This is a genomic window from Bacillus mycoides (assembly GCF_000832605.1).
In the GTDB taxonomy this organism is placed as follows: Bacteria; Bacillota; Bacilli; order Bacillales; family Bacillaceae_G; genus Bacillus_A; species Bacillus_A mycoides.
The window spans coordinates 282,007-306,703 of record NZ_CP009692.1; the positions used below are offsets into that span (position 1 = coordinate 282,007).

At 34.5% G+C, this 24,697-nt stretch carries 27 protein-coding genes and 1 riboswitch; of the genes, 13 read left to right on the plus strand and 14 right to left on the minus strand.

What is annotated here, in order from left to right; all coding sequences use genetic code 11:
• Positions 1-208 precede the first annotated feature (208 nt).
• On the plus strand, positions 209-1,858 hold the full coding sequence (locus BG05_RS03240) for a DUF2334 domain-containing protein (RefSeq protein WP_000831642.1): 1,650 nt from the start codon (positions 209-211) through the stop codon (positions 1,856-1,858).
• A 32-nt stretch (positions 1,859-1,890) separates the two neighbouring features.
• Here the strand turns inward: BG05_RS03240 and BG05_RS03245 are convergent, their stop codons facing one another.
• The 5 genes from BG05_RS03245 to BG05_RS03270 all read right to left on the minus strand — a co-directional run bounded on the left by BG05_RS03245 (position 1,891) and on the right by BG05_RS03270 (position 6,448).
• The gene (locus BG05_RS03245; RefSeq protein WP_003186965.1) at positions 1,891-2,661 is read right to left on the minus strand and encodes a TatD family hydrolase; all 771 of its coding nucleotides are present in this window, start codon (positions 2,659-2,661) and stop codon (positions 1,891-1,893) included.
• Positions 2,662-3,408: 747 nt separating this feature from the next.
• Entirely contained in the window at positions 3,409-3,765 is a 357-nt protein-coding gene (locus BG05_RS03255) for a YxeA family protein (protein WP_002009906.1), read from the minus strand.
• Between the two features lie 261 nt (positions 3,766-4,026).
• Complete coding sequence (locus tag BG05_RS03260) at positions 4,027-4,863, minus strand: YitT family protein (RefSeq protein ID WP_002009911.1); 837 nt, start codon at positions 4,861-4,863, stop codon at positions 4,027-4,029.
• A gap of 117 nt (positions 4,864-4,980) precedes the next feature.
• On the minus strand, positions 4,981-5,310 hold the full coding sequence (locus BG05_RS03265; RefSeq protein WP_002091410.1) for a PH domain-containing protein: 330 nt from the start codon (positions 5,308-5,310) through the stop codon (positions 4,981-4,983).
• Between the two features lie 160 nt (positions 5,311-5,470).
• A complete protein-coding gene (locus BG05_RS03270) occupies positions 5,471-6,448 on the minus strand; it encodes a LacI family DNA-binding transcriptional regulator (protein ID WP_002124775.1) in 978 nt (325 codons plus the stop codon).
• Positions 6,449-6,753: 305 nt separating this feature from the next.
• Between BG05_RS03270 and BG05_RS29125 the strand changes: the two genes are divergently transcribed.
• The gene (locus BG05_RS29125; RefSeq protein WP_012260201.1) at positions 6,754-6,846 is read left to right on the plus strand and encodes a DUF3948 family protein; all 93 of its coding nucleotides are present in this window, start codon (positions 6,754-6,756) and stop codon (positions 6,844-6,846) included.
• 64 nt (positions 6,847-6,910) lie between these two features.
• Here the strand turns inward: BG05_RS29125 and BG05_RS03275 are convergent, their stop codons facing one another.
• Positions 6,911-7,516 (minus strand): lysophospholipid acyltransferase family protein, encoded by a 606-nt coding sequence (locus BG05_RS03275; RefSeq protein ID WP_002124771.1) that lies wholly within the window; start codon positions 7,514-7,516, stop codon positions 6,911-6,913.
• A 336-nt stretch (positions 7,517-7,852) separates the two neighbouring features.
• Between BG05_RS03275 and BG05_RS29130 the strand changes: the two genes are divergently transcribed.
• Positions 7,853-7,948, plus strand: coding sequence for a DUF3948 family protein (locus tag BG05_RS29130; protein WP_002124767.1), 96 nt, complete (start codon positions 7,853-7,855; stop codon positions 7,946-7,948).
• A gap of 69 nt (positions 7,949-8,017) precedes the next feature.
• Here the strand turns inward: BG05_RS29130 and BG05_RS29135 are convergent, their stop codons facing one another.
• Together BG05_RS29135 and BG05_RS03285 are read right to left on the minus strand one after the other, a co-directional pair.
• The gene (locus tag BG05_RS29135) at positions 8,018-8,158 is read right to left on the minus strand and encodes a YrzO family protein (RefSeq protein ID WP_002063481.1); all 141 of its coding nucleotides are present in this window, start codon (positions 8,156-8,158) and stop codon (positions 8,018-8,020) included.
• A 21-nt stretch (positions 8,159-8,179) separates the two neighbouring features.
• Positions 8,180-9,148, minus strand: coding sequence for a DMT family transporter (locus tag BG05_RS03285; protein WP_002124765.1), 969 nt, complete (start codon positions 9,146-9,148; stop codon positions 8,180-8,182).
• A gap of 127 nt (positions 9,149-9,275) precedes the next feature.
• Here BG05_RS03285 and BG05_RS03290 point away from each other — a divergent pair, with 127 nt between their 5' ends.
• Together BG05_RS03290 and BG05_RS29140 are read left to right on the plus strand one after the other, a co-directional pair.
• Complete coding sequence (locus tag BG05_RS03290) at positions 9,276-10,142, plus strand: LysR family transcriptional regulator (RefSeq protein WP_002029391.1); 867 nt, start codon at positions 9,276-9,278, stop codon at positions 10,140-10,142.
• Between the two features lie 255 nt (positions 10,143-10,397).
• Positions 10,398-10,499, plus strand: a complete 102-nt coding sequence (locus BG05_RS29140; protein ID WP_002124760.1) for a DUF3948 family protein — start codon at positions 10,398-10,400, stop codon at positions 10,497-10,499.
• Between the two features lie 65 nt (positions 10,500-10,564).
• Here the strand turns inward: BG05_RS29140 and BG05_RS03295 are convergent, their stop codons facing one another.
• On the minus strand, positions 10,565-11,512 hold the full coding sequence (locus BG05_RS03295; RefSeq protein WP_003186956.1) for a substrate-binding domain-containing protein: 948 nt from the start codon (positions 11,510-11,512) through the stop codon (positions 10,565-10,567).
• Positions 11,513-11,643: 131 nt separating this feature from the next.
• Between BG05_RS03295 and modA the strand changes: the two genes are divergently transcribed.
• The 3 genes from modA (at position 11,644) to BG05_RS03310 (ending at position 14,272) form a co-directional block, all read left to right on the plus strand.
• Entirely contained in the window at positions 11,644-12,441 is a 798-nt protein-coding gene (gene modA / locus BG05_RS03300) for a molybdate ABC transporter substrate-binding protein (RefSeq protein WP_003186954.1), read from the plus strand.
• Between the two features lie 5 nt (positions 12,442-12,446).
• A complete protein-coding gene (modB, locus tag BG05_RS03305) occupies positions 12,447-13,121 on the plus strand; it encodes a molybdate ABC transporter permease subunit (RefSeq protein ID WP_002169310.1) in 675 nt (224 codons plus the stop codon).
• 299 nt (positions 13,122-13,420) lie between these two features.
• Positions 13,421-14,272, plus strand: a complete 852-nt coding sequence (locus tag BG05_RS03310) for a GRP family sugar transporter (protein WP_000353554.1) — start codon at positions 13,421-13,423, stop codon at positions 14,270-14,272.
• A gap of 67 nt (positions 14,273-14,339) precedes the next feature.
• Here the strand turns inward: BG05_RS03310 and pnuC are convergent, their stop codons facing one another.
• The gene (gene pnuC / locus BG05_RS03315; protein WP_003186951.1) at positions 14,340-14,990 is read right to left on the minus strand and encodes a nicotinamide riboside transporter PnuC; all 651 of its coding nucleotides are present in this window, start codon (positions 14,988-14,990) and stop codon (positions 14,340-14,342) included.
• A gap of 196 nt (positions 14,991-15,186) precedes the next feature.
• Between pnuC and proC the strand changes: the two genes are divergently transcribed.
• The 4 genes from proC to BG05_RS03335 all read left to right on the plus strand — a co-directional run bounded on the left by proC (position 15,187) and on the right by BG05_RS03335 (position 21,005).
• Positions 15,187-15,990, plus strand: a complete 804-nt coding sequence (gene proC / locus BG05_RS03320; protein ID WP_002124750.1) for a pyrroline-5-carboxylate reductase — start codon at positions 15,187-15,189, stop codon at positions 15,988-15,990.
• A 1-nt stretch (position 15,991) separates the two neighbouring features.
• Positions 15,992-16,825 (plus strand): aldo/keto reductase, encoded by an 834-nt coding sequence (locus tag BG05_RS03325; protein WP_002063472.1) that lies wholly within the window; start codon positions 15,992-15,994, stop codon positions 16,823-16,825.
• 153 nt (positions 16,826-16,978) lie between these two features.
• Positions 16,979-17,083, plus strand: a riboswitch (SAM riboswitch).
• Positions 17,084-17,218: 135 nt separating this feature from the next.
• Positions 17,219-18,859 carry a peptide ABC transporter substrate-binding protein gene (locus BG05_RS03330; RefSeq protein ID WP_003186944.1) on the plus strand — a complete coding sequence of 547 codons (1,641 nt, stop codon included), beginning with the start codon at positions 17,219-17,221 and terminating at the stop codon, positions 18,857-18,859.
• Positions 18,860-19,364: 505 nt separating this feature from the next.
• On the plus strand, positions 19,365-21,005 hold the full coding sequence (locus BG05_RS03335; protein ID WP_003186942.1) for a peptide ABC transporter substrate-binding protein: 1,641 nt from the start codon (positions 19,365-19,367) through the stop codon (positions 21,003-21,005).
• Positions 21,006-21,051: 46 nt separating this feature from the next.
• Here the strand turns inward: BG05_RS03335 and BG05_RS03340 are convergent, their stop codons facing one another.
• From BG05_RS03340 to BG05_RS03350, 3 genes are read right to left on the minus strand one after another with little or no spacing between them, the layout of a single operon-like run.
• Positions 21,052-21,324 carry a hypothetical protein gene (locus BG05_RS03340; RefSeq protein ID WP_033733708.1) on the minus strand — a complete coding sequence of 91 codons (273 nt, stop codon included), beginning with the start codon at positions 21,322-21,324 and terminating at the stop codon, positions 21,052-21,054.
• Positions 21,311-21,502: a hypothetical protein gene (locus BG05_RS03345; RefSeq protein ID WP_002124741.1), complete on the minus strand. Its 192-nt coding sequence runs from the start codon at positions 21,500-21,502 to the stop codon at positions 21,311-21,313. The genes BG05_RS03340 and BG05_RS03345 overlap by 14 nt, the downstream gene beginning before the upstream one ends.
• Before the next feature lie 18 nt (positions 21,503-21,520).
• Positions 21,521-22,420 (minus strand): helix-turn-helix domain-containing protein, encoded by a 900-nt coding sequence (locus BG05_RS03350; protein WP_002124740.1) that lies wholly within the window; start codon positions 22,418-22,420, stop codon positions 21,521-21,523.
• A 172-nt stretch (positions 22,421-22,592) separates the two neighbouring features.
• On the opposite strand from BG05_RS03350, the gene BG05_RS03355 reads away from it, so the two are divergent.
• Positions 22,593-23,060 carry a YusW family protein gene (locus BG05_RS03355; protein ID WP_002187526.1) on the plus strand — a complete coding sequence of 156 codons (468 nt, stop codon included), beginning with the start codon at positions 22,593-22,595 and terminating at the stop codon, positions 23,058-23,060.
• Between the two features lie 24 nt (positions 23,061-23,084).
• Here BG05_RS03355 and BG05_RS03360 read toward each other — a convergent pair whose 3' ends face one another.
• Positions 23,085-24,695, minus strand: a complete 1,611-nt coding sequence (locus tag BG05_RS03360; RefSeq protein ID WP_003186937.1) for a peptide ABC transporter substrate-binding protein — start codon at positions 24,693-24,695, stop codon at positions 23,085-23,087.
• Positions 24,696-24,697 lie beyond the last annotated feature (2 nt).

Consider the following 24,697-nt stretch of genomic DNA (forward strand, 5'->3'; position numbering starts at 1 on the left):
GCCTTCCTTTTACAATTACCAACACTCTATCATTCTCTTACCTTTCAATCATAGCAAATTACTATACATATTATCATCATGCTTTAGACCGATTTTGCGAAAAAACATATGGTAAATACGTGCAAAAATGTAACTTACATGGACTATAACTTATTTCTTGTATATAATTGTAAATTGAATTCTATATATAGAATAGGAGCATAAATAAATGAAAAGAACTCTACTAATCTTTTTCAGCATTTTACTACTCATTCCTATACATACCTCTGCACAAACATCATCAAAATCAAAAGTACTCGTTTTGTATAGTACAGAAGACAACAAAATTACAAACAATGTACAAATCCTTAATACTCAGTTAGGGCACTTTACAAAAGATATAACAGTAAAAAGCTTAAAGGAAGTAAAGGAAAGTACTGAATCCTCTTCTTATACACATATTGTTTATATCGGAGAGAAAAAAGAAGATTTTTCTATTGCAGCAAAACAATTTCTAGAAAACTTCTCAGGTCCCATATTAGTTTTAGGACAAAATGTTGAACAATTATCTAATCGTTTTTCTTTCATTACCTCGAAAGAAACCGATATACGAATTCACACTATAGAATATCCGACTAACCAGTTAAAAAATGAATTACATGAAGAACGCTTAATGAAGAAAATTGAAACAAAAGGAACAACTCTTGCTTACGCCTTGAGTGCTGATGGAACTCATCCGTTAATCATTCAGCAAGGAACATCCTATTATGTTGCAACTCCAAACCTTTTCGATTGGATGTCTCATTACGTCGGTGAAATGTTATTTTCTTATTTCGGACAAAAACCTGAAACAAATAAAACTTCAGCTTATTTACGTCTTGAAGACGTTCATCCAGCTGTAGATGTAAAGCAATTAAAAGAAATCGCTGAATTACTAAAAGAGAAAAAGCTCCCTTATATGATTACCGTTATCCCTGTTTACAAAGATCCAGACACAGGAAAAACAGTACATTTAAAGGATAACTCTGAATTAATCGATGTTTTACACTTTATGCAAGATAATGGTGGCTCTATCGTTATGCATGGTTACACACATCAGTTTTATGATAGTGAAACTGGCGAAGGTTTTGAATTTTGGGATGTAAAAACAGATCAACCAATTCGCCAACCAAACCATGAAAAATCAAAAACAAAAAAAGATTTTCAGTCTACAGAAGACTATAATAAATACGTAAAAAACGGGAAAGCCTTCGAAGAAAAATATATTAAAGATCATATTGAAAAAGGGATTACAGAGCTTGTAGAAGCTAAATTATATCCAGTTGCCTTTGAAGCTCCGCACTATACAATGTCTCAAAAAGGATATGAAATACTATCACAATATTTTTCAACTTATGTAGGACAAATACAACTAAACGATACAACTTGGAAATCAATGCACTCACCAGCTTATATAAGTACACCGTCATTTTTGCATGGGATGAAATTAATTCCTGAAACTGTTGGCTTTATTGAAGAAGGGAAGCCACAAGCTATAGCAAAAATGAAAGAACGTGCTTTATCTATCACTAAACTATCTGATGGAATTATCGGTGCATTTTATCATCCTTACTTGGGCGTTGAACCATTAAAAGAAGTATTAAAAGAACTAGAAAGTATTCCAAACATAGAGTGGATTGATTTACAAAAAGACATGAATGAAGTAAAAATGAAAGATATTCATATTACTACTAATAAAGAAGGCATTCACGTTGAAAAACCAACAAGTGCGAATGACATAATTGATTATATAAAACAATATGGGTTCTTCCTTATAATTGGGTTCATTATAATTGTCTTTCTTTTATTATTAAGACGTGCGAAAAAATTAGAGTCATAAAAAAAACACCAAGCGAGATGCTTGGTGTTTTTTTATGACTCACTAACTTTATAAAATCGCACCGTATTCGCATATATTTGCTCAGTAACTTTCTCTACTGATATTTTTTTTATTATACTAATTTCTTGTAATACATCTTTTATCATATAAGGATGTGTCATCGTATCCTTCTGAAATTCCCACGGCCCATCTGTTTCTACCATCATATATTCAAGCGGATAATACGAAACTATTTTTCTAATTTTCTCCTTATGTAAAACATCCAGTGTGATGGAAATATAATAACCGTTCCTCATCATCCGTTTCATTGTCTCTTCACTTCCTTTAAACCAATGAAAGTGTGCACGCGAAACTTTATATTCTTCAAGTAAACCACATACAGTGTCAGTATCTTCATAAACCGCATGCAATATAATTGGTAAATCGTATTTACTAGCTAGTTCCACAAACTTTTTTAACACCGCTATGTATGGATCAATAGCAATATTTTCATCTTCTTTCCTTAAATAATATGGGAGTCCCACTTCACCAATCGCAACAATTTCATCTACATGATCTTCAATTAATTTATAAATTTTCTCACATTCCTCTTTATGAATCGGCTGCTCCGGATGAAAACCTATTGCTGGATGTACAAAAGGATATCGCTTTGCTAAAGATAAAGTTTCTAGACATGATTGATAATTCATAGATACTGCAATAAGCCCTTGTATCTCTTTACTGTTTTCCACATCTATAAATAATCTACTTTTCTCTTCATTCTCATATTGATCAACATGTATATGGCTATCAATCAATTTCATCTTTATGCCCCCATAAAAAAAACAAGAAAGGGTCTTCCTTCTTGTTTTATCATCTATATTAGTTAACAATTAAATTTGTTATTATATCAAATAATCCAATACATACTACGGCAACAGTAAAGTAGCTACAGAAATCTTTAATTGGAAACTTCACTACTTCTTCTTTACGCATCCCAGTTTTCTCCCTTCTTAATATATCCCTAATTATTTTTTATCTATTTGTATCTATTATGCAAAAAATATGACAAATTTACTATCGAATTAACTTACGTAAACCTTACAATGTTGTAAGGTTTGAAAAAAGGCCTCATCTTAAGCTAAGATGAGGGCTATTCAAAGTTAGTTGGTTTTTCGTTCTTCATTAACATTGCGAATCAGAAAGTAATAAAATGAGACTTTCTAGTTACACTATATTAAATTTACTATCTTTTAACTATCGAATTGCATTACAGGAGTCTTACATATTTGTAAGCTATGTGTAATGTAATTCGATAGTTCCCCTTACCTATACTTTGTACAATAAGGTTAGAAAGTAAGCCAAATAAGAAGAATACTCACATAACCAAATTACATTGCTAGTAGCCGACTCTTCTTATACCTTTCACTCATGCTACTACAATGTACCCCCTTCCCCCTTATATAATAAGAAAAGCCTTAGTCCATATGGACTAAGGCTTTTTCACGAATCTAAAATACCCCTACCTAGTATTTTTATTTTCGACAAAAAATAGGCGGGGGTATAATTCGCTATCTCATCGTTAAAAGTTTACTCTTCGCATTAATAGGAATATTTCCAGCTTCAATTTCTTCAATTGCCTCGCCGTAGCGTCCTTTTGCGTACACCTTTAACGCTTCATCTCTCTTTAACATATGCTTAACAGTCTTCTTTATTTTTTGTTCTCTTCCACGTTCATCAAATGCAATAAATTCATATTCATACCATTCATCACCGACATGCTGACCAATCGCATCCACAATTGTATAGTATTCTTTCGTCGTATAAAGCGGATTATATTTATCAATAACCGGTCCAAGTTTCGTAGGTAGTAATACTACTACTATCACTACCATGGCTATTACAGTAGTAATTATTTTTTTCTTCATAATACTGATCTTCCTCCTCTACAGGATACTTATACATCCATTCTAAAGAGCAGGAATTTAATCTACCATTCAATCCCATTACATTACCCTTACATTTTTGTAAGAATAAAGTGAAACTTTAATCAGCCCTCACCAATCGGGCGTTTACGGGCAGTTGATCTCCCACCTAACTTCTTTGCTCCAGCTGAATTTTGAGGTGGGAGTTCTACTGCCCGTTAATGCGGGATAAAAAAAAGATGAACGAATTTTCTCGTTCACCTTTTAGCTTGCTTTAAAGCCACCGCCAAGTACATCACGCACATCGTGAATGACAACGAAGGCATCTTCATCAACTCTACTAATAACTTGCTTTAACTTAACAAGCTCTTGTTTATTAATAACGATATATAAAACTTCTTTATTTTTACCAGTATATCCGCCGCGTCCCTCTAATACAGTGACACCGCGTGTCATGTTTTTTGTAATAGTTTCACGTATTAAATCCGGTTGATTTGAAATGATTGTAACAGCTGTTTTTGTATCCATACCTTCCACGATGAAATCAATTACTTTCGCTCCGACAAATACAGCTACAAGTGTATACATTGCCTTTTCTTGTCCTATTATAAATACAGAACCCGCAATTACAACGATATCAATAATAAGTACGCCTTTACCAACGCTCCAACCTAAATATTGATTTGCTAGTCGAGCTAAAATTGCCGATCCTCCTGATGTACCTCCAGCTTTGAACATACAGCCTAATCCGATACCTACAAATACACCAGCAAATAAAGCTGCTAGTAACGTATCACTATTTACTTGATATTCAATATGTTCTGTAACATATAAAAACAAAGAGGTTTCCACAATACCTATAATTGTGTAAACCATCGTTTTCTTATCAAAAAATTTATAACCTACAGCTAATAAAATTGCATTCAAACCAAAATTCACAATTCCTGGTGACCAATCAAATAAATAGTACGTAACAACCGTTAAACCAATAATTCCACCCTCTGATAAACGGTTTGGAATTGCAAAGTAATTAATACCAATTGCGAATAATAATGAACCAATTGTAATTAGTGTTATTTCCTTTATACGTTGATTAACCATAGTTCATACCTCCCCCCATTTGACATTGTATCACTATCTCCTAGAGGTTTAGAAGTTGTTTTTATTCCGCATTTTCCCTCACAAAGACCAAGATATTATGTTTAAACAAAGGGGTGATTAATTATTCATATTAGCTCTAACTGTACGGACAAAGCGCTCCACATTCCCACTCTGAATATACTTAGCTCTAATGGTTTCACGATTACAAGTACATTCGAAATATGGACGGAAATCTATGTCATCTATATGCAAATATGAATACTCTTCAAATATCGCAGGATAGCACGAAAATTTCCCGTAAAATAGAAGACGTCTAGTAGTGGCAACAAAAATCCCATGTTGATAACATAAAGTAAAGTCATCCTTTTCAAATATCCCTACGACAAACGCTAAAATCTTTTCGTCATCCTCTACATATTTTTTCATACTTAATAAAAGTTCATTCATGCATATTCCTCCAAATTCTATTCATTGTTTTAGCACTTGAAAAGAATCCATGGATTATTACAGACCGGTGTAACTCTTTTATAAAGTATGAAACGCGTTTCCTGTCAAAGACATTTCAAAAAATAATCCGTTATGTGATTATACACATAACGGATAAATACTAAACCGTCGAGCGTTCCACAAGTTTATACGGAATTTCCATCTTTTCTTGTTTAGAACCCTCATCACTTACTTGCCTATAAAACATTTCAAAAGCCGTCTTACCTATTCCCTTTAAATTTTGGTCAATGGTTGTCAGTTGTAAAACTTGAGAAATCGGTTGATTATCAAAACCAATAATCGCTAAATCCTCAGGAACTTCAATACCTAATTTTTCAACTTCTGTCATGATCCCAATAGCAACTTCATCTCCTGCCACTATTAATGCTTCAGGAGGATTCTCCATCTCCTTGAATTGATGTGCAACTCTTACACCATCTTCTAACGTAAAGCATTCTGTGAAAATCCGATCTTCCATCACTTCTTCATCTATTAATTGTAGCTGTTGTTTATAAGCATCAAAACGTTTCTTACTACTTGGCCCTAACTTTCTTCCCGTACAATATCCAATCTTCTTATAACCTTTTTCAATAAGGTAACTCATCCCTAATTGAAAGGCATTAAAATGATCTGTATATACACTCGATATGCTTTCAATATCATTATCCTCACAAGCAATAACCGCCCCATACGCTGCATAAGGCTCTATAGTTTCCCACTCATTAGCACGAGAACAAATGATAAGACCGTCTAGTTGCTTTGTTTTCAACATATGTAAACTTTTCATTTCTTCTTTTTTATTGTAGTTCGTTTGACAAAGAAGCACCCTGTAATTATGAGCTAACGCAACTTCCATCATTCCACCCACCATCGCATCAAAAGACGGATGATTAATATAAGGTAAAATCACGCCAACAATATTCGTCTTCCCTTTTGATAAATGAACAGCATTTGCATTTTGCGAGTAATTCAATTTCTCAACTATTTCTAAAACAACTTTCCTTTTTTCTTCACTTACATATGGATGATCATTTAATACCCTCGAAACAGTCGTAACTGAAACCCCAGCCATCTTTGCAATATCTTTAATATTAGCCATACACTCACCTCTACTTTTAACTTAATGAATCACATGAACATATGTCAAATCTTCTCATCATGACACTTTCATTCGTTTTTCTTACAAAAGTGTAATTTTCCTGTAAGCTAATTCGATAGTGACTCTCCGCAACATTTCATATAATTAAGTCAGAAACAGGGCAACAACCATTTGAAAAGGAGCGGATCTATATGATGAACAAAATGAAAACGAACAATTTCTTAAATACAATGAGCTTGGTATTTTCCGCTCTTATCGATGCAAAAGCTGTTGCTTCTACATTAAACAAGTAAGGAGAATGCATTATGAACAACATCACTTTTAATAAATTAGATTTTTTAGGACTAGCTAGCGGCACGGTTCTTCTTACTGCTTTCATTTACGCTGCTACACTATAACTTCGTGTCCCCTTTATATAAATAATAATAGAAAAGACGACCGTCTATGCACGATCGTCTTTTCTTATTTTTGATTCGGCTGCAAAACTTCCTTTAGTTCTTCAAACTTTGCATTTAATTCATCTGTCATCATTTTCATAGCCGTTTTTCGGTCTATTTGTTCTTCAGCATCGATTTGAATTGGGTCTCCAAAAACTAATCGCGCTTTTTTTCCTTTTATCAATTCTTTTATACTTGATGGACCAACATAAGCTGCCGGTATTAACGGAACGTTAGAACGCATTGCAATCGTAACAGCCCCAGCTTTTAGTGAAACGTCTTCTGATGACCTCGTCCCACTCGGGAAAATCCCTACTACTTTTCCTTCTTTTAATAAACGTGATGGAATTTTTAATGTGCTTGGCCCTGGATTCGCACGGTCTACAGGGAATGCATTTACATTTTTAAAAAACCAATTTTTAAATTTCCCTTCAAACAATTCTTTTTTTGCCATGTAATGAATTTGGGTTGGGTACATTCCTGCCGCTAACATTAAAACATCCATAAAACTTGTATGTGTACACGCAACAACGTAAGGGCCACCTTCCGGTAATTTCTCTCTCCCTTGTACTTCTACCTTCCCAGCCATTTTAAATATATATTTCAACGAAAATGTAATTGGTTTATACATTTGTTTCGTTCCTTTCTGAATATCCGAAGTATAATCATTTTCTTACAACGATTATAACACTAAGTTTTAGGAGTTGGTAATAAAAATAAGTATTTATTGTTAAATTTCAATTCTTACAAAAGTGTAATTTTCTTGTAAGCTAATTCGATAGCGGCTCCCTCCACTATCTTATACAATTAAGTCAGAAAGTAACAACAACCATTTGAAAAGGAGCGGATCTATATGATGAACAAAATGAAAACGAACAATTTCTTAAATACAATATGCATGGTATTCTCCGCTCTTATCGATGCAAAAGCTGTTGCTTCTACATTAAACAAGTAAGGAGAATTTATAATGAATAACATGACTTTTAATAAATTAGATTTTTTAGGACTAGCTAGCGGCTCGATTCTTCTTACTGCTTTCATTTACGCTGCTACGCTTATATAACTTTGTGTCCCCTTTCCCCTTTATATAAATAATAATAGAAAAGACGACCGTCTATGCCCGGTCGTCTTTTTAATTTTTTCTTTCCTTCAAGTCTTTTAAAAGCTGTATCAATTCAGCTTGTTGTTTTATATTTTTACGACCGTTTCGATTAATTGCTGCAAGCTCGCAGGCAACTCCAGCAGCAAAGAAAAACAATAAACTTTCTAACATATAAAATCCTCCAGTTGCCTATTAAACAGCTTGACGCAATTGCTTTTCTTGCAAAATTTGTTTATTTATATTTTCTTCTTTTCTCTGACAAACATTATTACGAATAAGCGCTGCAATAACAAATAATGTTCCTACAATATCAAATGTTGTTATTTTATACCCTTGCATCATCATAATAACTAAAGTAGTAATTGGCACAAAGTTAATAAATAAAATACCATTAATGGATGATAAGATTTTCACACCGTAGTTCCAAGCAAGTAGTGCTACGATACCTGGTAATGTCATCATAAATAACAAATCATACTTCACAATAGAAATCGTTTCCATACTTGGAACAGATACATATCCAAGCACTGTAATGACCACAGTTATAATCCCTGTGACAGTTGTACCCAATACACATGTCAAAGTAGAATAGCGTAATGTTGACCAATCGCTACACGTTTGACCACCCATCGTATAAATAACCCATCCTACAACACCAACAAATATAAATGCTAGCGAAAACATGTTATCTTTCAATGTTAAAAAGAAACTCATATCACCTTTCGTAATAACAAATACAGCCCCTACAAACGCAATAATCATGCTCGTTATCATATATTTCTTCGGCTTTATATTTTTATATCCCCATAAAATACAAATTGAAATCATTGGCATAAGCGCCTCCATAATAGAAGCTACCATTACACCTGATTTTCCCATTAACATTTGTCCTAGAAAAATTAATACATTATATACGGTAAAAGCCATTGTTCCAAAAAAGACGAGTAACTTCCCTCTTCCTTCTAAGCGAAATGCCTTCTTTCCTTCTTTCATTAGCAATAATACAATCAATACAATTGCTACCGCACCATAACGAATAAACGAAAAATAAAATGGATCTATGTATTCTAGAGCATGATCAGCAACCGGAAACATCGCTCCCCATGACATACTTGCAATTAAACATGCCAAAGCACCTATTATCATTTGACCTTTTCTCACCACAATCCCCCGCTTCTTTCTATTTGCACAAAGAGAATTGTAAAAGAAAAAATATATCACGTAAAATGATTCAAAATGATGTTAACTATCATTTATAATGATAGTTAACATCAAGGAGGAGCATAAAATGGAATTACGAGACTTACAAATCTTCCAGAGCGTTGCCGACCGCGGTAGTGTAAGCGGCGCAGCAAAGGAATTAAATTACGTACAATCAAATGTAACCGCACGTATTAAACAATTAGAAAACGAGCTGAAAACACCTCTCTTTTACCGTCATAAGCGAGGCATGACTTTAACAGCTGAAGGAAGAAAAATGCTCGTTTACGTTCATAAAATTTTGCAAGATGTTGAAGAGCTAAAACAAGTGTTTTTAGATAGTGAAACACCATCTGGTATATTAAAAATCGGTACAGTCGAAACAGTCAGTACATTGCCTACCATTTTATCTTCTTACTACAAAAGCTATCCAAATGTCGATTTATCATTACAAGCTGGTCTAACGGAAGAGCTTATTAGAGAAGTACTCGATCACCAATTAGATGGCGCCTTTATATCAGGTCCTATTAAACATCCACTAATTGAACAATACGATGTTAGTACTGAGAAATTAATGCTTGTTACACAAAATAAAGCTTTTCATATAGAAGAATTTACTACGACGCCCCTACTCGTTTTTAATCAAGGATGTGGATACCGTTCCAAGCTTGAACGATGGCTTAAAGATGAAGGTTTGCTACCAAAAAGAATTATGGAGTTTAACATATTAGAAACTATATTAAATAGCGTAGCGCTCGGTCTTGGGATTACACTCGTCCCCCAGTCTGCGGTGCAGCACCTTTCTACAGCAGGTAAAGTACACTGTCATCCAATTCCGGAGAAATATGGTAGTATTTCAACTGTTTTCATACGCCGTAAAGATAGTTACATGACCAATTCGATGCGAAGCTTTTTAAAAACAATTGAAGCACATCATCATATCAATATGCTTTAAAAGACATTCTTACACGAATGTCTTTTTTTCTTACAAAAGTGTAAGTCTTACGTAAGCCAATTCGATAGTTGCAGGCTGCTATATTTCATATAATTAAGACAGAAAGCAGGGCAACAACAATTCGAAAAGGAGCGGATACGCATGATGAACAAAATGAAATCAAACAAATTTTTCAATACAATGGGCATGGTGCTATCCGCACTTGTCGATGCAAAAGCAATTGCAACTACATTAAACAAATAAGGAGAGATTATAATGAACAACATTACTTTCAACAAATCAGACTTTATCGGACTTGCAAGTGGAGCTACTCTTCTTACTGCATTCATTTATGCACTTGCTCAAAGTCTTATTTAACACTTTGTTTCCCCCAACCCCTTTATATATAGAAAAGGCTGCTCGTCTTATAGACAAGCAGCCTTTTAGTTTGTTTCATATATAATTTGGCCTGTTTTGCTTATATCATATCCACCAATTGCTTTTAATTCATTGTGAAACTCTTCAGATTGCAAAACCTCTTTTATAACCTCAATAAGTTCCTCATTTTCTTTATTCTTCAGAAGTACTAAATCATACTGTTCTTTCATTATTGGAATAAAGTCTACGTTCACAATTTGGGAAAACTTTTCTGATCCTACCCCAATATCAGCTTTTCCATTCGCGACTTGCGAGGCAACGCCAAGGTGATTCGATTCTTCCCATTCATACCCGTTAATATCTTCTTTACTTAATTTTTGAATTCGCAATTGCTCATCCACTAACACCCTAATACCAGAACCTTTTTCTCGATTTACAAATCGTATAGATGACTGAGCTAAATCAGCCCATGTTTTTATATTTTGTGGATTCCCTTTTTGTACATAAAACCCAACATTTCTTGCTAATAAATTCATCATAATATATGGTTGTCCAACTAAAATACGTTTTACGTAAGGAACATTATATGTACCCGTTTCACCATCAAATAAGTGTAAACTAACGACGCTTCCTTCTCCTTGGTACATCTTCACTAAACTCGTTAAACTACCTTGATACGCTCTCAATATATTAGAATTTGGCAATCGATTTTCTATATGCTTTGCCAACATATCTAACGTTAGTTCTTGACCACTAATGATGCGTGTATTCGAACTACTAATTTCGTCCTTCTTTACAGGAGTAAATTGTACCTTCCCTGTTTTCATTTGCTTTATATATTGTTCTAAATCAGCTGCATCAATGCGCATTTGTCTACCAACCCTATAAGAAGGAAGTTCTCCTTTTTTAATTAAGTCGTATACAGTTAATTTTGATACTTTTAATTGCTTTGCTACTTCTTCCGTTGTGTAGGAATGATGATCCATAGACGATTCCTCACTTTCTTCCTTCATTGTAACAAAGAAAAGAATATTTCTCCTAGTTTTTAAAAACAACTATATCGTTCAAATTATATCCAATTATAACTAGTTATAATTAGTTATAATTAGTTATAATTAGTTTAGTAAACGAAGGGGGATTTTTTATGAACAAATTTACATTACGATCCATTGGGGTACTTATACTTTCTTTTCTTCTTATATTCAGTGCAGCTTGTTCAAGCGAAGAAAAGTCAGCTGCTAAAGAGGGAAAATCAGTGGAGCTGACTATATCAGCGGCTGCAAGTTTACAAGATTCACTAAAAGAAATTGAAAAACAATATAAAGAGAAAGAACCAAACATTAAACTTTCTTTTAACTTCGGTGCTTCTGGTGCACTTCAACAACAAATCGAACAAGGTGCACCTGCTGATTTATTCTTCTCTGCAGCAGAAGATAAATTCCAAACCCTTGTTAAAAAAGGATTCATTAATGGAAAAGAAGGGAAAAACCTTCTTGGAAATGAACTAGTTCTAGTCGTTCCAAAAGATAGTTCTCTTACAAAATTTCAAGATTTAAAGGATGCGAAAATCAAGAAAATCGCACTTGGTACACCCGAATCTGTACCTGCAGGAAAATATGCAAAAGCTTCTCTCACACATGAAAATCTTTGGAATGACGTTCAAAATAAAATCGTATTTACAAAAGATGTTCGCCAAGTGTTAACATATGTAGAAACAGGTAATGTTGATGCTGGTATTGTATATAAAACAGACGCTCTCGTTTCAGACAAGGTGAAAATTGTAGAGGCGGTAGCGGCTAATTCTCATGAGCCAATCCACTATCCTTTAGGTGTTATAAAGGAATCTAAGCATAAGAAAGAGGCGACTTCATTCTATGAGTATTTGCAATCAAAAGATGCACAATCTATCTTTAAGAAATATGGATTTACAATCCTGCCATAATTGCTATGAGCTTTGATACAATTTTGTCACCTGTCTTTCTATCCTTGCGAGTAGCTGCATGCGCCACCATTATCGTTACGATCTTAGGAACGATTATTGGACGAGCATTAGCGCGCTCCTCGTGGCGATATAAAGTACTACTAGAAACTATTTTCTTATTACCAATGGTGCTTCCACCAACTGTTATCGGCTTTTTTCTAATTATCATTTTTGGAAATAACAGTCCCATTGGAAAGTGGATTGAATCATTATTTCAGCAGTCCATTATGTTTACATCTACTGCTGCTATCATTGCTTCTACAGTCGTTGCATTTCCGCTCATGTATCAATCAGCAAAAACAGGATTTTCCATCGCGAATGTGCAAATTGAAGATGGTGCGCGCGACCTTGGTGCGAGTGAATATCAAGTTTTTCTACACGTTACACTCCCACTTGCATTCCCCGCGCTACTTAGCGGTATGATTTTAAGCTTCGTTCGCGCACTCGGGGAATTTGGTGCTACTTTAATGTTTGCAGGAAATATACCTGGCAAAACACAAACGATTCCAACTGCAATTTATATGGCTATTGATGCAAGTAATATGCAACTCGCTTGGACTCTTGTCATCATAACAATTAGCATGTCATTACTATTTTTATTATGTATTCAAATCATTAACAAGCGAATTACCACTTCCTAAAGCAGTTTTCGACAAAAGCTGCTTTTTTTATTTCCCGAAAAATAAAATGACCTAACTAATGACTGAATTTTATTTCTTATTTAAATATACATTTTATTTGAATTCACTTTCTAAAATAGGTAATTTCCTGTTATTATATGAAAGTGTTTCAAAAAGTGAAGAAATGAAAACGCATTTATATCGTAAGTTCTTCATCCTGTTTTAGCGATCGGTAATCTTCTACTCTATTAGTGGGGCATTACCGATCGTTAGAACGATATGTAATTATATTGGTATAGAAAACCGAAGGGAGTCTTGTAATGGACATTTTATTAGCGCTTCTTCCTGCAATCGCATGGGGAAACATCTTATTAGTAAGCGTAAAAATGGGCGGTGGTGCATATAGCCAAACGGTAGGTATGACAATCGGTGCTCTATTCTTCGCAACAGTTATGTATGTATTTACTCAACCAGCTTTAACAATGACAGTCTTGATTGTTGGTTTTATTTCAGGTTTATTCTGGGCTTTAGGACAAGTAAACCAATTAAAAACAGTTGAAAAACTAGGTGTTTCAACTACTGTAACGATTTCTACTGGTATGCAACTTGTTGCAACTTCTATCTTTGGGGTTATCGCTTTCCGTGAGTGGACTACTACAACAACGATTGTTCTGGGAACGATTGCAATCCTATTAATCGTAGTTGGTGTTGTATTCACATCACTAGATGATAAAGAAAATGCACAGCCACCAGGACAATTGAAAAAGGGACTTCTTACTTTAATTGTTTCTACTTTCGGTTATCTTGTATATGTAATTATTATTCGTTGGTATAACATTGATGGTTGGTCTGCTATTTTACCACAGGCAGTTGGTATGTTCGTTGGTGCGGTTGTACTGACGTCTAAACATAAACCATTTAACAAATATGCAATGCGTAATGCTTTATCTGGTTTACTATGGGGAACAGGAAACTTATTCTTACTTCTTTCATTACCACGTGTCGGAGTAGCGACAAGCTTCCCATTATCTCAAACTGGAATCGTTATCTCAACATTCGGTGCGATTGTCTTCTTAGGTGAAAAGAAAACAAAACGTCAATTGATCTTTATTGCACTAGGTAGTGTTTTAATTATCGGCGGCGCTGTATTGCTTGGTATGACAAAAGCATAAATTCACACTATATTTAACCCCCCTGAAACGTATATGCTTCAGGGGGGTTTTTGATTACAATTATTTTCTAAATATAATTATTTACACGTTCTCGCTCTTTATGGTTTTTCTTCCATTCTAGCAAGCCATCGATACATAAAAATAGATTAATAATAGCTAATACTAACATGACGTATAAGCCCGTTGAAATATAAATCACAATGCTAACTATGTTATACAAAATCCATAAATGCCAATTTTCTAAGATTTTTCGGCTCAGCATAAATTGAGCTACTAATCCTAATACAGCGTTTAAAGCATCTAAATATGGATTTGTCGATTCTAAATAACGGACTTGATAATATCCCCAACCAATCCAAGCAACTAAAATAAAAAGTATATAAATAATCCATCCTTTCAAATCTAAGCGAACTGTCGGCTTTACCTTCTCCTCTCCACTACGCGCAATCCAGTAATACCAACCGTACACATTAAATATAAATTGGAAGGCTGCTAATACTGCCATTGCGTATAAGCCTTGTGTAGTGAAAATATACAGAAATACCGCAACTGTAATCATCCCAAATAAAAAGTTTGATACCTTTTCCCTTGCAAGTAACCAAACATTAATAATCCCCATAACCGATGCGAAAATTTCAATATAACTTGATCGGATATAGAATCCAACTAATATGCAAATAATACTAGAAATGAGTAAAAAAAGTGGACTTCTAACCATATTTATCTCTCCCCAGATATGTAATAAACTCCCTATCAACAGTATAAGAAATAACTCTTATACTTACTATAAATTTTCTCCTGTAAAACCCCCCACTCATCTATTCCACTTACGATAAGCCGTTTCTTTTTACAAAATTCTCTTAAAAATGGTATCGTTTTTTATAACATATTCTCATCAGAAAGGAATAAAGGATATGCCTAATAAACATCGAATTTTATTTATTGGTGCCGGTCGTATGGCAGAAGCTATATTTACTGGACTACTTACAACAAGTAAAGAATACATCGAAGAAATTATTGTTTCCAACCGAAGTAACATAGAAAAACTAACGCAATTACAAACTCAATATGATCTATCGATTACAACAGATTGGAAACAGCATATTAAATCTGTAGATACAATCGTTTTAGCAATGCCGCCTGTCGCACATGAACAGCTATTAGCGGATCTATCCCCTCTTCTAACTAATCAATTTGTCGTGACAGTTGCTGCCGGAATCGGACCATCTTATCTAGAAGAAAGACTTCCCCAAGGGACACCTGTTGCTTGGATTATGCCAAATACAGCTGCTGGGATTGGAAAGTCTATCTCCTTATATACGACGGGACATTCTGTAGATGAAACACATCAAGAAACGTTACAACTTCTTTTAAAAGGTATCGGTACCTCACAGTTTTGTACCGAAGAGGAAGTTCACCAACTTACCGCAGTTACTGGTAGTGCACCCGCTTTTCTCTATCACTTTGCTGAAGGTTTAATTGAAGCAACGAAAAGCTATGGGATTGATGAGGAAACAGCAAAACACCTTGTCATTCAAATGATTGCTGGCTCTGCCGCTATGCTCCAGCAAAATCAGGATCCAGCTATGCTCCGCGAACAAGTAACAACACCAGGAGGCTCAACGGCTGAAGGCTTAAAAGTTCTATATGAAAATAATTTTTCAGAAGTCATTCAACAAGCAGTTGAAGCGACCAATAAAAAAGCTAGGGGGAATTAATATGACTTTAACAAGTTTAAACGACTATACAACATTACATAACGGCGTGAAAATGCCTTGGTTCGGCTTGGGTGTTTTTAAAGTTGAAGATGGTACAGAAGTAATTGATTCTGTAAAAGCAGCTATAAAAAATGGATACCGTAGTATCGATACTGCTGCGATATATAAAAACGAAGAAGGCGTTGGACAGGCAATTCAAGAATCTGGTATTCCTCGTGAAGAGTTATTCATCACTTCAAAAGTGTGGAATAGTGATCAAGGTTACGAGTCAACACTACAAGCATTTGAAACTACATTAGAAAAATTAGGTCTGGAATATTTAGATCTATATTTAGTACATTGGCCTGTAAAAGGAAAATACACTGAATCATGGAAAGCTTTAGAGCAGCTTTATAAAGATGGTCGTGTTCGTGCTATCGGTGTGAGTAATTTCCATATTCACCATTTGCAAGACGTATTTGAAATTGCAGAAATTAAACCAATGGTTAACCAAGTGGAATACCACCCACGTTTAGCACAAGAAGAATTACATGCCTTCTGTAAAGAACATAACATCCAGCTTGAAGCTTGGTCACCATTAATGCAGGGGCAGCTACTTAATCACCCAACATTACAAGAAATCGCTACGAAATATAATAAATCGACTGCACAAGTTATTTTACGTTGGGATCTACAAAATGAAGTTGTAACAATCCCTAAGTCTATTAAAGAACACCGCATTATTGAAAATGCAAACATCTTTGACTTTGAATTAAGCTCGGATGATATGAAAGCAATTCAAGCTTTAAATGAAAATCATCGCGTTGGTCCAGATCCAGATAACTTTAACTTCTAGTAGGGAAACCACTGCCATATGCAGTGGTTTTTTTAAAAAAATAAAACTGAAAATTTAAACTATATTCCATTTGATTGACACTTCATTATCTAAGGTGTAAGATTTTGAATTATCAAAGAAACACAAAAATTAATAAAATTCATTTGTTTACTCATTGTATCAAGAGAGGTGGAGGGACTGGCCCTTTGAAACCTCGGCAGCAGGTTCATTTTGAATACTGTGCCACTTCCTGCAAGCTTTGTGCTTGAAAGATAGAATGAGGGACTTCGTTTATATACGGGTGCATAACTTGTACGTAAAAATCCCTCTTTCTCAATATGAAAAGAGGGATTTTTTGTTTTTCATTTCCCTCATCATCATCCAATCTTATTAACTATTTAGGAGGAAAATCAAATGAAAAAGAAGTTTGTACCCGGTATTGCATCAGTTGTAGGAGTAAGTATTTTATTATCTGGTTGCGGTAGTTATAAAAACGAAGCGAGCGGAGCAAATGCAAAAGATGAGGCACCTAGTAAGCAAGTTTTAAACTTATCTTCTCCTACTGAGATTCGAACAATGGATACGGCTCGTGCTACAGATACTGATTCTGGTCAAGTAATGAGAAACGTATTTGAAGGTTTATACAATCTTGGTGAAGGTAATAAACCTGTTCCTGGCGTTGCGAAATCTCATGAAGTAAGTGCTGATAAAACGAAATACACATTCCATTTACGAGATTCAAAATGGTCGAACGGCACACCTGTAACAGCGAAAGATTTTGTCTTCGCTTGGCAAAGAGCTGTCGATCCAGCAACAGCTTCTGAATATGCTTTTTTATTCCTGGATATTAAAAACGCTAAAAAAATTAATAGCAAAGAACTCCCATCCGATCAACTTGGTATAAAAGCAGTTGATGACCATACGTTTGAAGTAGAATTAGAGCGCCCTGTTCCGTATTTTATTAGCTTAACGGCGTTCCCAACATTTCTACCAATCAACGAGGAATTCTTTAAAGCACAAGGTGATAAGTACGCTTTAGAAGATAACAAAATCTTGTACAACGGAGCTTTTACACTAAGCGATTGGAAGCATGAACAAAGCTTTAAATTTAAGAAAAACCCTACCTATTGGGATAAAGATAATGTCAAACTCGAAGAAATCAATTTCAACATTGTGAAAGAGAAATCAACAGAAGTAAATTTATTCGAATCCAAACAATTAGACCGTATAAAACTAACATCTGACTTCGTTGATAAATATAAAAAGGATGCTAACTTTAAAGAACGTCCGAACGTAGGGGTACAGTTTTTACGTATGAATCAGCAAAACAAAGTACTTCAAAACGTTTCTGCACGCCAAGCAATCGATCAAACAATTGATCGAAAATCTTTTGTAAATACGTTATTAAATGATGGCTCTACACCAACCTTTAGTCTCGTGCCGAAAAACTTTGCAAAAGGGCCTGATGGAAAAGACTTCCGTACTGCAAACGGCGATTTAACAAAAGTTGATACAACATCTGCACAAGAATTATGGAAGAAAGCAAAAAAAGAACTTGGTTCTGAAAAGATAACATTAGAATTATTAACAAGTGATGGTGACCTTGAGAAGAAAACTGGTGAGTTCCTAAAAGGACAACTAGAAAAGAATTTAGATGGCTTAACGGTAAATATAAAACCGCAACCACGTAAACAACAAGTTTCACTCTTATTAAAAGGTGACTACGAGATTGGAATTGACGGTTGGAGCCCTGACTTTGCTGATCCAATTACATTCCTTGAACTATTTACGACGAATAACCCTTACAATTTAGATCATTACTCTAATAAAGAGTTTGATGACACAATTGAAAAAGTTAAAACTACTTTGGCTGGTGATGAAAAAGCTCGCTGGGAAGCGTTACTAGCATCAGAAAAAATCTTATTTAAGGACTCTGTTATCGCTCCTCTTTACCAAAAAGGAGAATCTTATTTAGAGCGTTCTTATGTGAAAGGCATTGTGCAAGTAGACTTTGCAGGTCAATTAAACTTCAAATGGGCAAAAATTGAAAAATAAAGTGAAACTTTAATCATCCCTCACCAATCGGGCTTTTACGGGCAGTTGATCCCCCCTAACTTCTTTGCTTTCACTGAATTTTGAGGCGAGGATCTTACTGCCCGTTAATGCGGGATAAAATGCAACTTAGATCATCGTGTTCTCACCCACCCCCATTGTTTTTTTAGCAAAATATATTAAAAGCAGATTCCCTAATATGAGGAAATCTGCTTTTTCAATATATTATTCCAAGAAATTAACGCTCCACTTTTTATTATTGACATATAGTTCTTTCCAGTGTTAATATTCTAAATAATCAAAGAAACTAAATATTTTATCATCAAAATGTAATGTCTACTAAGTTGAAACATATAACGATAGATTATAGTTCAGCATGTATATACATATAGAATACCTGATTACCTATATACACATATTTATAATAGGTTTTCTCTCCTTCTATAGCTACACTTCAAGACATGGACATTATGACGTTACGAACAACACATTTAGGGAGGAAAGAACAATGAAGAAAAAAGTTGTACCTGTTGTTGCATCTATTTTAGGGGCAAGTCTACTACTAACTGCTTGCGGGGGAAATAAAGATAATGCAGGCGGAGCAAAAGCGAACGATAAAGCACCTGATAAACAAGCGATTAACTTATCATTTGCTTCAGAAATTCCAACAATGGATGTTGCAAAAGCGACGGATGGGGAATCCATGAATGTAATGAGAAATGTTTTTGAAGGTTTATATGCTATAGGAGAAGATAATAAACCGATCCCTGGTGTTGCTGAATCGGTTGACATTAGTCCGGATAAAACAAAGTATACTTTCCATCTTCGTGATTCAAAATGGTCAAACGGTACTCCTGTTACAGCAAAAGATTTTATTTTCGCTTGGCAACGTGCCGTTAACCCTGAAACAGCTGCTGAATATGCATTCTTATTCTTTGATATAAAAAATGCGAAACAAATAAACCAAAAAGAAGTAGCAATCGATCAATTAGGCGTTAAAGCTCTTGACGATAAAACTTTAGAAGTACAACTGGACCGCCCTGTTCCCTACTTCTTAAGCTTAACGACATTTGCAACATTCTTACCAATCAATGAAGAGTATTTAAAATCTCAAGGCGATAAATACGGTTTAGAAACAAATCATTTAATTTACAATGGTGCTTTCACATTAGATAACTGGAAACATGAACAAAGCTTCCAATTGAAGAAGAACCCTAACTATTGGGATGCTAAAACTGTAAAACTAGAAGAAATCAACTTCAATGTCGTTAAAGATAAATCTACAGAAGTTAACTTATATGATTCAGGACAAATTGATCGTGTTGCTTTAACTGCGGAATTTGTTGATAAGTATAAGAACGATTCCAACTTCAAGGAACGCGCTGAAGTCGGTATCCAATTCTTACGACTAAATCAGAAAAATGCAGTATTAAAAAATCAACATGCACGCCTCGCTATTAACGAAGCAATGAATAAAAAAGCGTACGTAGAAACAATTTTAAATAACGGTGCAATCCCAGCAGAAGGAATGGTTCCTGCGAAATTCGCAAAAAGTCCAGACGGTAATGACTTCCGTAAAGAGAATGGAAATCTAGTCAAAGATGATGTGAAATCTGCAAAAGAAAACTGGAAAAAAGCGAAACAAGAGCTTGGTACTGACAAAGTAACAATTGAACTATTAACAAGTGATAATGCTTTAGCTAAGAAAACTGGTGAATATTTAAAAGGTGAATTAGAAAAGAATCTAGATGGATTAACAGTGAATTTAAAACCTCAACCACGTAAACAACAGTTAAAACTACTATTAAGTGGTGATTACGAAATTGGAATCGATGGCTGGGGCCCTGACTTCGCGGATCCTATTACATTCTTAGATCTATTCACAACAGATAGTGCTTATAACTTCGATAAATACTCTAACAAAGAGTACGACGAGCTTATTCGTAAAGTAAAAACTGATTTAGCTGGTGATGAAAAAGGTCGCTGGGAAGCAATGAAGCAAGCTGAAAAAATCTTATTACAAGATGGTGCTGTCGCTCCTTTATACCAACAAGGTCGCTCTTACTTACAACGCTCTTTCATTAAAGGACTTGTAACAACTGACTTCGGCGGTGAATTTAACTACAAGTGGACAGAAGTTGCAAAATAATAAACACTAGTAAAAAAGGTATCCCACGAAGGATACCTTTTTTACTTTATGCTTCTTTAACTACAGAACTTCCCCTCTTTACTATCACTTTTATACCTATAGTGATTCCCGCTACCAATTGTATAACTAGTATAATAAGTAATAATAAAATAATATTTTCCGCTAAATTAACTCCACCAAATATTATTGTGTAATAACCATTCGCTGCATATGTTGCGGGAAATAATCCCGAACGGCAAACCTGTTTTTCCAATACAGTGATAAATACATATGTATTAATACTAAGAAGACTAAAAGGACGATTATCAACTCTCTTCATAGCTCTCTTTTTGTATTGAACCAAAACTCATCATAAATATAACCATAAATATCAAATATGTTCTCCACGTCAAAGAAGGTATATGCCCTGACCAAAGATAACTAATTAAATAGTTGATTCCCATAATACACGATGATACTACTAAACTAATACTTATCAATTTCACATATTTGAGCATATCTTTTCTCCTTACTTTTTAATTTTCTATTTCTTCAAATTGCAGATTCACCGGCTCTTCTAGGAGTGTTTCATAAAAGTTTTCTGCCAAATCTGTTGAAGGAATTTTTTCATCCACTTCATCAAAACGAATACTATCTAGCCAGACACAGCCTTCTCCTGATAATAAAACACCAAATGCAATACCAAGTGCTTCTTCTTTTATATCTAGTACAACCGAGTATGATTGCCAGTTATTCGTATTTTTAATTGGACGATTTTGCATGTTATCCATAGCAATAGGCTCTGTATCTTTTCCGTCTACTCGCATCCACAATCCTGCCCAGTCTTTTACATTTTCACTCTTAATAAATGCTGTTAAACGCAACCTCTTACCTACATATTTATCCGCTCGGAACATTTGCATTAATGTTGAAAACCCTCCGTGTGTAACGTTCTCTTTTCCTTTTATATATGCAGATACTTTTCCTTGATGAACAACTTCGTAATCTAAGCCCATCTCATATTCAGCAGGATGACTTCCACTTAATACCCATCCTTTCGGTATACCTTTTTCCATTGAAACGCCCTCTCTTTCTATATAAAATGACTGGAAATATTTCCGATATTTTTTTGGTGGTAATTGAAACATTCTTTTAAAAGCTCTAGTAAATGCCTCTTGTGAGGAAAAGCCATTTTGCACTGCAATATCAATGACTGCTCTTTCAGTCGATACTAAAGCCTGTGCAGCATGAGTTAATCTTCTCTTACGAACATAATCCGTTACACTCATCCCAATATAACTTTGAAAAATACGATGAAAATGGTACATCGATACTGCCCCGTGAAATGCCACTCTTTCTGTTGTAAGCTCTTCATGTAAATGATTCTCTATATATTCGATTGCTTTTTTTATCATCTCTTTATATTCTTCATGCATTTCAGTACCTCCTTACAACTTCAATTTACCATATACATACAAATCATTTTTGATTTAAATTGCGGATTAATTCTTAAAGCTATAAGTAAATAATTTATTTTCAACACATACATAATTACATGAAATTGGGAAAAACTTGTATAGAACAAATTTACATAAGGAGGAATTTATAATGAGAATTTTACTATCAATTTTATTAGCTCTTATGCTAGTACCTGCATTAACAGGATGTAAAGCTCCTGCAAAAGAAGACACAACTTCTAATAAAAAGACTACAGAAGAGGCAAAAAACGAAGCTCCTGCTGATTTAAAGCTAAATTTCAATGAATTTGATTTAAAAGCGGACTATCAGGATACAAAGAAAGACTACGAAGCTGATTATAAAAATGTAGCAGCCGATAAAAAAATGGAAGCAAAAGTTGAAGACCATAAAGCAGATGTAAAATTAACAGGTGATGAAGCTATTACAAAATTAAGCCCTCTTCTACAAGAATTAAAATTCGATAAAAACACACCAGATCAAGAAGTAATCGATCAAGTAGTAAATGTATTCAAACTTGATAAAGACTATCAAAAATTCGCTTTAGAAGTTGTCTTCTCTGACGGAACGAAAAAAGAATATAAAAGAGAAATAAAATAAAGAAGTAGGCGGTTGCCTACTTCTTTATTTTTTAATTTTTACGTATCTTAGTTCTGGACTAGAACCGATAATGAATTGGACGCCAGATACTGATGATTTTTGTAAATACGAAGAGCTTGGGAAAATAATTGGGATTAATGGTGTATCATCAAACATAATATCTTCTGCTTTATGCAATAGGTCAAAGCGCTTATCTTCGTTTTGTTCAACTTCTGCTTCTTTTACTAAAGCGTCAAATTCTTTATTATGCCATTTTGCATAGTTGTTTGGACCATCACCTGCATATAAATCTAGTTTAGTAATTGGATCTAATAGAGAGCCGCCCCATCCCATATAAGCTAATTGGAAATCACTTTGCTTGTATGTGTCGATGTAACTCTTCCACTCTTTATTCTCTAATTTAATATCTACACCAAGATTTTTCTTAAACATTTCCTGCATTGCTTCTGCTACTTTTTTATGTTGTGTATCTGTAGTGAATTTTAATGTTACTTCAGGTAATGTAGACCAACCTTGCTCTTTCATGCCCTCTTCTAATAATTTTTTCGCTTCTGCTGAATCGAATTTTACGTAATCGCCTTTTTCTTTACGGAAATCACGACCACCTTGTGTTTTTGCTCCTTCTGGAACGAATGCATATGCTTCTTGTGCATTATTTTTATACAGTTTTTCAACGATAAACTTACGATCAACCGCTAATGAAAATGCCTTACGTACTTTCGCATTTGTAAACGGCTCTTTTTCTACGTTAAAGGAATAAATATAAGATGAGAATCCTGCAACACGCTTATATTCTTTGTTTCCTTTTTCTTTTTCAATCATCTCTTGTGGTAAACCACTTAGTAAATCTAATTCTTTTGACCTGTACAATTGGTACGCTGTTTTAGAATCTGGAATAATACGAAACTCAATTTCTTTTAATGTTACCTTTTTATCATAGTATTCTTTATTTTTTTGTACTGTAATAGCTTGGTTATGCTTCCATTCTTTTAATGTGAATGGTCCGTTCGTAATTAACTCTTTTGGATCTGTTTTTAATTTATTATTATCATCAATTGATTTTTTAGATAATGGAATAAATAATGAACTTGCTAATTTTTGTTTAATAGAAGCAACTGGGTGCTCAAGTGTTACCTTTAATGTTTGAGGATCAACGACTTGAATACCAACTTGTCCTTCTTCACCTTTTCCAGTATTATATGCCTCTGCTCCTTTAATAAAATACATTTCTGTCGCATTCATAGAACCCGTTTTCGGATTTAATAATCGCTTCCAGGCAAACTCAAAATCATTTGCTGTAATAGGAGAACCGTCCGACCAGTTAATATCTTTCTTTAAATGAATTGTATATTCAGTTCCATCAGCGTTTACTTCTTCTTTCTCTGCTAATTCATTTTGATATTTCCCGTCACTATCTTGCGTATATAAACTTGAAAACAATTGCCCAATTACATAACCTGACGTGCTATCTGTCGCAATGGCAGAATCAAGCGTATACGGATCGCTACTAATATTCGTTACTAATCGATCGCCTTCACCCTTACCAGCACTCGCCTTTTGCGTCTCTTTCTTACCGCAAGCAACAGAAGTAATTGCTAAAACAGTCATAATGACAAACAGTAAAAACTTCTTCATCC